This is a genomic window from bacterium (assembly GCA_016708315.1).
GTDB lineage: Bacteria > Zixibacteria > MSB-5A5 > CAIYYT01 > CAIYYT01 > JADJGC01.
In genome coordinates this window covers 1-10,009 of sequence record JADJGC010000018.1, presented here as the reverse complement: position 1 = coordinate 10,009, position 10,009 = coordinate 1, and the positions used below count along the sequence as shown (strand labels likewise).

Genomic DNA, 10,009 nt, shown 5'->3' with positions numbered 1-10,009 from the left:
CCAGGCACGATTGGCAGTCGATAATCAACCGTGCCCGGACATCCTCATCCCGTTGAGCGTGGTCGTGCGGCGCGGCTCGCCCAACTTCGACATACCCGTCAGCGAACCCAAGACGGGCGACTGCCTCAAGCTTTTCAACGGGAGCATCCCCCGATGGCCCTGACACAAGACACATGCACATGAAAACCAAAACCCCAATTCTCGCCGCCGCCATGGCGGCCTTCACCCTCAGCGTCATTGGCGCTGGCCCCGTCGCTGGTGGCCCGTCCGGCAAGGACCAGACGCCGCCCGGGCCCGTCGTAAAAGAATACGTTGCTCGCCCGCCATCTCTGGATGGCAGCAAACCTCCAAAGGTGGAATCCCAGAAGCGGGCGCTGCCCGCCATCTGGTCTGGCGGAAACCTGGACGTGCCGAAAGACATCCATTTCGATTTTGATCCAGCCCGGACCAACTACGTCGCCATCTACTCGGTGACGAACAAGACGGACGACCCGGTTCAAATCAAGGGCTTCACATCCTCGTGCCAATGTACGAGCGTGGAGTCCACCAGCCAGACCGTGCCGGCCAGAGGCGCCATTCAAATCAAGGCGGTCATCCAGCAGCAACGTCCGTCCGTCCAATACGTGATCCTGCAGGATGGCCAAACGAATCTTTACCAAACCGTCATCTGGATCCAACCCAAGCAATGAACACACGTCGCTTCATCCTGGCATCCGTCGCGTTGATTTCGGGCGCCGCCGTCATCGCCATCGCCCAGACCATAAGCCCGACGGAGTTCAAGCCGTTGCCCAAGTTCCAAAGCGCCGCGCCGGCTACTCCCAGCCCTCCCCACGTGGTGAACCACAATCGTCCGGCCGAAGTGTTTACGCCCTTGCCGCGAATCGAGCCGGGCGAACCGCCAACGGAGCGTTCGGCCGCCGCGATCGCGAAGCTGCGAACCGCGGATCAGCAACTGTGGCAGGCCATGACTAACTCGGTATTTCAGGCCCAATTCCAGCAGACACTCACGCTCATCAAGCTGGCAAACCAGCAGCCGGGCGTCCGCGCCAAGGTCGAGGCGGCACGCAAAGAGGTCCAGGATTATCTCCGCCGGCACAGTGCGGAGTTGATGCCCGTGTTTGAAAAGATGAACGCGCCAAGAGAACTGCAGCGCCAGGAGGGGCAGCTCACTGAGTTGGTATTCTAAAATCGGCGCGTCGGTGTTCTCCCTTCGAATCAGCCCAGCATGTTTGAATTCATCCTCGCATTGCTGACCACGATGTTCCCCATTCGTGGCAGCCAGATCATGGAACTGGATTTCCGCGCACTGACCTGCGGCGAAATCGCCCCCAGAGATTTGTCCAGTTTTCACTTCGCCAACCCGCTACAAAGCCCCACACAGGCAACCAACTTCGCGATCCTGTGCGCCACGCTCGATTGGGACGCGACCAAGTATTTCAAAGGCGTGCCGGCATTTCCTGACGAGTTGCGATTGTACACGGCTTATTACCTCACCGTTCCGCCGAGCACCAACGCGCTGAAATTCCTGCGGCTTCATGTCCAGAGCTGGCAGACGAACTGGCTTGCCTCTGAAATTGAGGAGGACCTCGTCAAGCGGCTCAGTCTCGAATCGCCCGCAGACGCCAACACACTTGTCTCCCGCATGCTGGAAAACCCGGAGAACCTGCGGTGGACGCGGTGGTTCACCTGGCACAAGCTTGTCGAGGAACGCCGCAAGGCTGAAGCTATTGCGTACGCGGAGCGGGAGCATGTGCGCACGCAAATCAGTTTTTCAGTTCAATATCCATGCCTTCCGTTCGAACTCGAAAAACCTCCCCTTCGCGTTCTCTGGCCATCCAAGGTCCGCACGGAAGTTTATCAATACTATTTTCCGGGCAGACAGTGGACGCGCCAACTGATGCGGTCTCCAAAGAATCCCGTTTACATTCCGCGGCAATGGGAACCTCCCGGAGACGAACGCTACCAACGCAGTTGGAAACGCGGCCCGTCATGGCAGATGACCTACAGCCAGAAAGAAAACACTTTGACTCGGACACTCACGTACGTGGCGACAGACAGCTACGTGGCTGGAACAATCAACACCAATTCCTTTTCCGAGATTCTCGTGGAAGCACCGCCGCCCAGACGGTTCGTGGTCAAAGCCCCGGCCCTGATTGAAGTCCAGTAAGCCTTTCCGTTGTGCCGGGGAGCGTTTCCTGATTCACCACTACCCTCTGAATTTCTCCAATACGGTTGTGCAGCGGTTCTGAACAAGTGCTGCGACAGCGTTTGCAGCGGGATGTTCCGTGATCAGGTCGGGCGCTTTTGACAGGACTGTTTCCGCCAGTTCCCGTACACGCCGCTTTACCATTGGCCTGGCAAGGCCCGCTTCTTCCGCCAATTGATCAAAGTGCTTTGGAAGCACTTTGTCAGACACATATTCTCCGCCGATTTTCATCGCCATTTTGGGGGAGAGTTCTGGGTAATAGGCCGTGCTGAGAACATCGTAAAGCGGCGCCAACCGCGTTTCCCGGCCGTAAAGCAGCGAGAAATTCTTCCCATGAGCATCGTGGTTTCCGATCAGGAAATTGAAAATAACCGCGTCCAATAATCGTTGAAGGTCGATCACCGGGGCGCTGGACAATTCACGCAATAGCGCAAAGCACTGCTTTAGCGAAGGCCCGCCTTCGTTTTGGTATTTGTTGTCAGGAACAATTCCCAGTGCCTGGCAAAAGTCCTCCTGATGCTCCCGTTCCAACTGTTCGGGACCGCCGGAGGAATCCTTCAACAGCGTTCGGTCATAACGCTCGACCAGGAGATAATCAATGTTCTCTACCTTGCCGACTTCTACCTTGGCGGTGTGCAAGCCAATCGCGCCAGCCAGTTTCATACAAAATGCTTCATTGAATACAATGCCTTCGAACCGCTCGATGGCCGGTTTCAGAATGTGCGTGCTGGGCGCTCCACCAAGGGGCATGGAAATTTGATTGTTGGAAACATGCACCGCGATTTTGTCCTGGGCACCGGCCAAGGAGAGCCGGATGCCATCCTCTCCTGCCATGAGCGGACGGCGCGGCAATTGCCTGAGAATCTCCGCCAATTTCTGACTGCTCAACTGGCGGTAACCGTAGTTGCGTTCTGGCAGGCTTTCACCAGACGGGATGAATGTCACCGCTCCAGCGCATTCGCCGCCGATTTGTTCCAGCATGGCGAAATCGTTTCTGGCGCTGATCCCGAGGTTCTTGGCAATAATCTCGCGTTTGCTTTGTTCCGGCAGAATGCCGGCAAAGAACCCCTGGCACTCGTTGCGGCTGAACCGCTCTTTTCCAAGCGGCAGCGAGTGCGACAGAGGAATGGCCTTTGCATCGTTCAGCCAGCTTTCAGCATAACAGAACATCATCTGACCATGCTCATTCTGAATGAGCAGGCCGACCAACTGCCGACGCAAGTAAACGTTCAACGTCCGGGCCATTCTTAACCTCCCTTCTTGTCGTTCCCAGCGGGCGGAACCAATTCGATTTTGATGCCCAAGGTCTGCAGGACGGTGAGCACCTTGCCGAGCTGGCAGGTAGGCTTCCCCTTTTCCATCTCGATGATGAACCGCAGGCCCGTGCCGGAAGTCATGGCTAAATCCTTTTGCGTCACCCCCATGCGCTTGCGGGTGCTTTTGACCAATTCCCCTATGGTTTTCGGAGTATGTTTCATGTTACCGAGCGGTAATATTGCACGCATCTTACACCCAAATCAAGTGAATTATTCCCGCACGGGAACAATTGCGCCTGTGGTCAAGAAAATCAACGCTTTATTCCCGAACGGGAACAGAGATGCGAGTGCGAGACAAGCTCAAATGCCGCGTTCCCGCTACGCGGAATATTTCAATACAAGAATTGTTGCGTGCTTACGGCCTTTCAAAAGCTCGGTTCCAATAAAGGTTGCGCCAGGGTGTGGATCGAATCGCCGCGCCTCCAACAGCTTGGTTTCGAGGCCGGATCCTTTCTGGATGTTCGGCAAAGAGCAGGCGATACACTCCATCTGGTTCCCGTCGCGCATCGGACCCGCAATCGGGTTTCCTTCCGGCAGATGTCGGGCCTCCCGTGCCCGATTATTGATCTGAACAGCCGTCGTTTGTTGTCCGATTTCCAGGGGCACACGGAGATCAAGCTCTCCGCCAGTTTCAAAAGGTTGCAGGTGACTCCGTCGGTACGCTCTTTTCACATTGTGCGGCACCGTACTCATGGGCTGCCACTGCCTGCCATCGAGTACTTCGCCGGCGGCGGAACGCTGACCAGCGCCGTCACCGACGATCCAAGATTCAAGCTGGCGGGCGCCGTCGAGATATCGCCGAGATTCGCGGCGCACTTCGCATTGGAACATCCCGACGTGCCGCTCTACCAGTGCGACATCCGTGATTTGGACCCCGGCGACTTGCCCTCGGCCGCCTTCATGTTCGCCAGCTTGCCTTGCACGTGCTTCTCAACGACCGGCGTGGCCAAAAAGGGTTTGAAGGGAGGCAGCGAACTTGGGGACGACGGCGACCTGTTCCTGTCCTTCGCGCATCACGTAGCTGCACACATGCCACTGGCGGTGATGGTGGAAAATGTACCGGGATTTTTTGGGCCGAACGCGATCGCTGGTCGCGTGTTGATGGCTCACCTGGAACGTCTCGGCTACCACGTCCACTGTTTTCAGTTGAACCCGTGGGACGAATGGGCGGAGCCTCAGGATCGCAAACGCGGAGTCATGGTGGCCACGCTGTTCGCCCGTTTCTATCCGGCCATTCCGATGAAGCGCTTCGATGGGAGTGCCGGTGATTACCTGGATACGGCGGATCCCATGCGCGACCGAGTTGAGGCGGAGCGAATCCGGAATTGCATTGCCGGAAGAGCGGAACACATGGAGCGCCACCGCGCCGCGGGCAACGGTTTTGGGTTCACCGTGATCGACCCCCAGAGTTCGAAGGTCCCCACCATTTTGCGCAGCTACTGGAAGATCAACTGCGGTCCGTTTGTCGCTTGCGAAGGTGGAGTTCGAATGCTGCGGGTCCCGGAAATTGAGCGGCTGATGGGATTCGTTCCCCGGAAGGGTTTCACCAGCCGATCATACGCCACTGCGGTGGAGATTTTGGGGCAAGGCGTGCAAACGCGAATCTTCCGGCAACTGATCGGTCAACTGGGCGATTTCCTCGAGCACATGCTCAAAACCGATCGCGTCCCCACACCGCCACAGTATCGACTCTTCAACTGACTTCTTTTCGCCGTTCACGGATCCGCGCGAATCGAATAAAGCAGCAGCGTCCCGGATCATTTCGCAGCGGCTCGTTTAACCAAACAAGTCGAAGGAAAGCCCTTTGGGCTGTCGCGCTTTGACCGCTTTCTCGACTTCGCGTTTCACGAGCCGCTTGACCCGCTTATCTTGCTTTTTCTCCGCGAGCGTCCTGGTGATGGCAACTCCAGCACCGATGGCGACCAGACCCGGCACAGCGACGGCCGATCCCGCCACCTTGGGAATCCCCATCTGGCCGATGCACTGGAAACGCTCGCCACCATCTCGTATTGCCATGAACAATTCAGCAGGTGTGCCCGAGAACTTCATACTCGATTATAGGCCAAAGTGAGATGGCTGAGAATAACTGGACCGCGACAGCGAATCTGTTGCGTGGCATCGGTGGGATCACCAGTCCAGCCAGCCGGCTCTCAAATGTGATTTGGATTCGTGCGGTCTGGATTTTGCTATTTCGCTAATGCGCCGGCCCAAACACTTTTGTGCTCGACGAGGGGGCAATACATCACCCGCCGCACTATAATGAGGGACGACCGTGTATGTATCAACGGACAGTCGAGTGAAAGCCGCCTTGAAACCTGCCGTGGTTCTCGCCCTGCATTTGCTGTTGGGAACAAATCTTATTTACGGGCAGGCCACCAATCACCCGACCACCATCTCTCCAACTGTCTCCAGGTTGGACACGAGCTCCACAAATGGGACAGGCCAGGCTTACCTTCCGCAACTGCGCAAACCGACTGCACGGGATTCAACCAAAGCCGAACCTCTCACCACCGAAGTTGGCGACCAGATCAATCATTTGGAGTGGACCGGTCAATACGTCGAGCGCTACGTGCGCGTCCCTGAAGGGAACACCGGAAAAGCCAAGCTCATCAGATTTCTTATTCCCGTCTACCGTGAGAAAGGCACTCAGCGGAAGGCATCGGTTGGCACCGAGGATAAGCGAAAGAACTGACTGACGGTCGGAAGTTTGCCAGCGAGACGATCATCGCAGACTCATTCATCCGTCACCCGTTCTTGTTCGTTGGGTGTGCCTGCAAAAATTCTGCGGCCCGCATACCGGGTTGCAACATCTCTGGGAGAGCAAAAGTGCTATGAGTGCGGTTAGTGGCGGTACGCAATATCTTGACAACTATTTGAATGAAATCGGGAAGGTTTCCCTGCTGACGGCGGCGGAGGAAATCAAGTTGAGCAGCGCGATCCGGGAGGGGCCCGAAGATGAGTCAGCCCGAGCCGAAATAAGGTTGATCGAGGCGAATTTGAGGCTGGTCGTGTCGGTCGCAAAACGCTGGCAGCACACGCAATTGACCATGGAGGAATTGATCTCCGCCGGGAACGAAGGTTTGCAAATCGCCGCCAGGAAATACAATCCCCAGGGATTCAACACCCGCTTTTCAACCTACGCCACGCTCTGGATCGAGCAGGCGATCCGGATGGCCGCCAATCGTGCGCACACTGTGCGCATTCCCATCCGCCGCGCGACCCAATTGCACAAAGTGCTCCATGCGCCCAGTTACGACGAAGCCGCTGCGGAACACGATGAACACCGCATTGCGGGCGAAGTCGGTCTCAAAGTGGAGGCCGTTCGTCACGTGCTGAAGTACCGGGTTACTGAAGTGAGTCTGGATGCGCCGGCGTGCGACGGGAGCGGCGAAATGATCGGCTGCGTCATTCCGGAAGAGCGCTGTTCCTTCCAGGAAATGATGGACACCGAGGATTTGGCCGTGGTTCGCCAGGCGATAGCGGAGTGTCTCACCGATCGGGAACAGTTTGTGATCCGCCAACGTTTTGGCTTGGATGGTCCGGTCGCCACGCTCGATGCCGTCGGGGAACAACTCGGCCGCACGCGTGAGCGTGTTCGTAAAATTGAACTACAAGCCCTGTCCCGACTCCGGCAGCGATTAGGTGAGATCTTTCACCTGACTCTTGATCCTGTCTGAAACCGGCTTCGCCAAAAGCCAACAATCGTGCGGCGGGCGATCTTCGTTCGTGCCGCGCGCGAATGAGATTTCAAATTGCTGATGCCCCGCAACCGTACCGGATCGTCAGCATGAATGGACGGCGGCTTCAGATCCCGAATGCGGAAGACCGCCGTCGGCACCGCGAAATTTACGAACAACTCAAACACCTTTGCCCGGTCAAATGGGAGCCGGAGCAAATCCAAGCGCACATTCGCGAGGCGCTTCGGGCCGAACCAGGAACGATAGCCCTGCGTGCTGACCTCCAGGACTGTTTCGGTTCGATCCCGCAAGACGAGGTTAGGTCCCGGATCAAATCTCTTTCCCTGCCTGGCCACCTGAGCCAAGGGCTGGTCAACATCCTCCGACCCGTTTCTCGCGGCTTGCCAGTCGGCAGTCCGCTTTCCCCGTGGCTGGCCGAACTGGTATTGCGCGACGTCGACGCCGCCATGACCGATTTTTCGCACTACTTTCGCTATGTGGACGACATCTGCGTCCTGGGCAGTCTCGAGAAATGCACGAAGGCCAAACGACGACTTGAGGCCGTGATTGAGCCTTTGGGAATGCTCTTGAGCCCCACCAAGACTTGCATCGTCCCGTCTGAAGAACTGGTGTTCCTCGGCCGGTCTTATCAAATCCTGGACGATTCACAATTGATCGAAGTCGATTTGAGCGGCGAGACGTTCCGCTTGCCCAATCACAAGAAGGTGAAACTCCACGTCAACAAGACGGGCCAGCCCTACCGCGAACACGACGGACGAATTACCTACAGCCTGAGCTGTCTGCTCAACCGGATGAGTCAGCAACCAACGCCTTATATCCTCGAGATGCTCATGCTTCGGCAAACCTGCGAGGACGAATCGCTCAACCGCATCATTCAACACCCGGAATGTATTTTCGACCGAAGCTTGCCGCACGCCTTGCATGGAAAAATCTATCGCCATTATCTGACACAGGTCAGAAACCGCGTGCAAACCCAACCGCAGTTGCCGATCGGTGCCGCTGGCGAAGTGTTCCGGTGGCTTCACCTGACCAACCACATCATGCAACACGCGCTTCTACCGCCAGATTATCACGAGGCGGAAGCGGAATGGGCGCAACTGCTGGAGAGTTTGGAGGCCGGGCAATACGAGCCGTACCATCAACGGATCAAGCAACTCTTCAAACAGGAGTACGATCTGCGCACGGGATTGGGCGCGGGGGAAACTCCACTGCCTGCCGACAAGCCGGCATTCGCCGCGTTCAGTTTGGATTAGGCCAGCGAGAAGTTGACGCGCTCGTCGACGCTGCCTGCTACGGATCTCTCCGCTTGGACGGAGAGAATCCTCGGTTGCGGTTTGGGATTGTAGAGGGCGTTCCAGAGGCCCTTCCTTTGCGAAATGGCGTCCAGGGCGGATTGAACGAATTCCTGCATTTTCGGGTGGTACGGTTGAAAGTTGGTTGCGCGCGCCAGACCTTCTTCCACGAGGAGTTTGTTGACACAGAGTTCGTTTCCCGAGACCGAATCCTTCGCGTAGAGGTAACAGGGCATGCGGCCATAAAGTGCCGGCTGGTTTCGAGCTACCTCCACCCGGACCTGCGACCCTGGCGGGATCAGTTGACGAAGAGCTTCCCAGGCCCTCTGCGCTCCCGGCTGTGATTTGTCGTGATGGTCCAGTTCCGGTGTATCGATTCCGATCAACCGGTAACGCCCGCGCTGACCAACAAAAGTATCGCCGTCCACCACCTGACTCACCGTTTCGGCGTGCGACTCCAGGCCGTATGCGGAAGGATCAACCTGATGGGATGATGCTCCCATTGCCGCGCTCGAACCGCCGGACTGAGACGCCGGAAGGCGACATTGTGATCGCCGACCGGAAAGTGACGGAGCGCTTCGAGGAACTCCGCGTCCACTTGTCCATTTTTGTTCACCGGGATGCCGTCCTGAATTCCGCGGGCGACCAGGTCCAGCCGCTGGTCCATGATGATGCGGCTGCCCATCTTGAGATATCGTTTGAGCGCGGCGACGGCCAGGAGCAAACCCACCACTCCTTTCAACCCCATTGACTTGTAGGCCAGCATGCCGGCCAGCGCCCCAAGCGCGGCCAGCGTCGCGGGGTTGGCCTGGCGCACAAAGGCAATCGTTGCATTTAGCATTTTCTCACCCGAGAGGCCTGGCAGGAGATCCATGTCGTCGTGTAGTTCCACCGGATAAGCATCGGTGTCCGCTCCGGCTGGTCCGCGCGGATGGACTTGATCCGCCGTTGGGGCTTCCGTTTCCATTTCCGGCAACTCGTGCCGCAACAGTTCGATCTGCTGTTCAAACTCAGGATTGATTTCGGGAGGAGGAACCAACCAAACGTCATCGGCAGGTACGAACAGTCCGCCGGATTTGTGCCTCGCGAGATTCTGCAAAGTTTCCGGCAGGTCCTGTACGGGTTGCAATGTTCTGCCGTCGGCCGACCTCACTTCCATGTCCTCGGGACGCAGATGGGAAAAATAAACCAGCCTCACGACGTCGGCATCCGCTGGCGAATACGACATTCCGGTCACCGTGTCATAAAGCCGTGTCACCGGATCAGTGGCAGCTCCCTTGAGAAAGGCGGCGGCGGCCTTCAAGAACGGCTGCGCCCTGGCGGGATCAGGCTGGTCGCCCTCGCGCATCACGATGTACCCTTGAGCGGGATCGATCTTGCTCACAGTCTATTCTATCAGTCTTGCGGGTGTTGCTTGAGAGCAGCCCGCAAGGAGCGCCGCACCTTGTGCAATGCTGGAGCGTCACCTGTCGTGGCCAGAACGAACGGGACCACCTG

Annotated in this window: 12 protein-coding genes; 7 read left to right on the top strand and 5 right to left on the bottom strand. The window is 57.3% G+C overall.

Annotated elements, in window-relative coordinates; genetic code table 11:
• Nucleotides 1–179 precede the first annotated feature (179 nt).
• From IPH59_11970 to IPH59_11960, 3 genes are read left to right on the top strand one after another with little or no spacing between them, the layout of a single operon-like run.
• Nucleotides 180–689 (top strand): DUF1573 domain-containing protein, encoded by a 510-nt coding sequence (locus tag IPH59_11970; protein MBK7092417.1) that lies wholly within the window; start codon nt 180–182, stop codon nt 687–689.
• Nucleotides 686–1,186, top strand: a complete 501-nt coding sequence (locus IPH59_11965; GenBank protein MBK7092416.1) for a hypothetical protein — start codon at nt 686–688, stop codon at nt 1,184–1,186. The genes IPH59_11970 and IPH59_11965 overlap by 4 nt, the downstream gene beginning before the upstream one ends.
• 39 nt (nt 1,187–1,225) lie before the next feature.
• On the top strand, nt 1,226–2,167 hold the full coding sequence (locus IPH59_11960) for a hypothetical protein (protein ID MBK7092415.1): 942 nt from the start codon (nt 1,226–1,228) through the stop codon (nt 2,165–2,167).
• Between the two features lie 39 nt (nt 2,168–2,206).
• On the opposite strand, the gene IPH59_11955 is transcribed toward IPH59_11960, so the two are convergent.
• Together IPH59_11955 and IPH59_11950 are read right to left on the bottom strand one after the other, a co-directional pair.
• Nucleotides 2,207–3,427, bottom strand: coding sequence for a type II toxin-antitoxin system HipA family toxin (locus IPH59_11955; GenBank protein ID MBK7092414.1), 1,221 nt, complete (start codon nt 3,425–3,427; stop codon nt 2,207–2,209).
• 26 nt (nt 3,428–3,453) lie between these two features.
• Nucleotides 3,454–3,684, bottom strand: a complete 231-nt coding sequence (locus IPH59_11950) for a helix-turn-helix transcriptional regulator (protein ID MBK7092413.1) — start codon at nt 3,682–3,684, stop codon at nt 3,454–3,456.
• A 189-nt stretch (nt 3,685–3,873) separates the two neighbouring features.
• Here IPH59_11950 and IPH59_11945 point away from each other — a divergent pair, with 189 nt between their 5' ends.
• Nucleotides 3,874–5,223 carry a DNA cytosine methyltransferase gene (locus IPH59_11945; protein MBK7092412.1) on the top strand — a complete coding sequence of 450 codons (1,350 nt, stop codon included), beginning with the start codon at nt 3,874–3,876 and terminating at the stop codon, nt 5,221–5,223.
• A gap of 75 nt (nt 5,224–5,298) precedes the next feature.
• Here IPH59_11945 and IPH59_11940 read toward each other — a convergent pair whose 3' ends face one another.
• Nucleotides 5,299–5,571 carry a hypothetical protein gene (locus tag IPH59_11940; GenBank protein MBK7092411.1) on the bottom strand — a complete coding sequence of 91 codons (273 nt, stop codon included), beginning with the start codon at nt 5,569–5,571 and terminating at the stop codon, nt 5,299–5,301.
• A gap of 247 nt (nt 5,572–5,818) precedes the next feature.
• Here IPH59_11940 and IPH59_11935 point away from each other — a divergent pair, with 247 nt between their 5' ends.
• From IPH59_11935 to IPH59_11925, 3 genes are all read left to right on the top strand, one after another.
• Complete coding sequence (locus IPH59_11935; protein MBK7092410.1) at nt 5,819–6,214, top strand: hypothetical protein; 396 nt, start codon at nt 5,819–5,821, stop codon at nt 6,212–6,214.
• A gap of 139 nt (nt 6,215–6,353) precedes the next feature.
• Nucleotides 6,354–7,199 (top strand): sigma-70 family RNA polymerase sigma factor, encoded by an 846-nt coding sequence (locus IPH59_11930; GenBank protein ID MBK7092409.1) that lies wholly within the window; start codon nt 6,354–6,356, stop codon nt 7,197–7,199.
• A gap of 62 nt (nt 7,200–7,261) precedes the next feature.
• A complete protein-coding gene (locus IPH59_11925; GenBank protein ID MBK7092408.1) occupies nt 7,262–8,473 on the top strand; it encodes an RNA-directed DNA polymerase in 1,212 nt (403 codons plus the stop codon).
• Here the strand turns inward: IPH59_11925 and IPH59_11920 are convergent.
• Both IPH59_11920 and IPH59_11915 read right to left on the bottom strand, forming a co-directional pair.
• Nucleotides 8,470–8,952 (bottom strand): thermonuclease family protein, encoded by a 483-nt coding sequence (locus IPH59_11920; protein MBK7092407.1) that lies wholly within the window; start codon nt 8,950–8,952, stop codon nt 8,470–8,472. The two genes, IPH59_11925 and IPH59_11920, sit on opposite strands and share 4 nt — an antisense overlap.
• Complete coding sequence (locus tag IPH59_11915; GenBank protein ID MBK7092406.1) at nt 8,949–9,896, bottom strand: hypothetical protein; 948 nt, start codon at nt 9,894–9,896, stop codon at nt 8,949–8,951. The genes IPH59_11920 and IPH59_11915 overlap by 4 nt, the downstream gene beginning before the upstream one ends.
• Between the last annotated feature and the right edge of the window lie 113 nt (nt 9,897–10,009).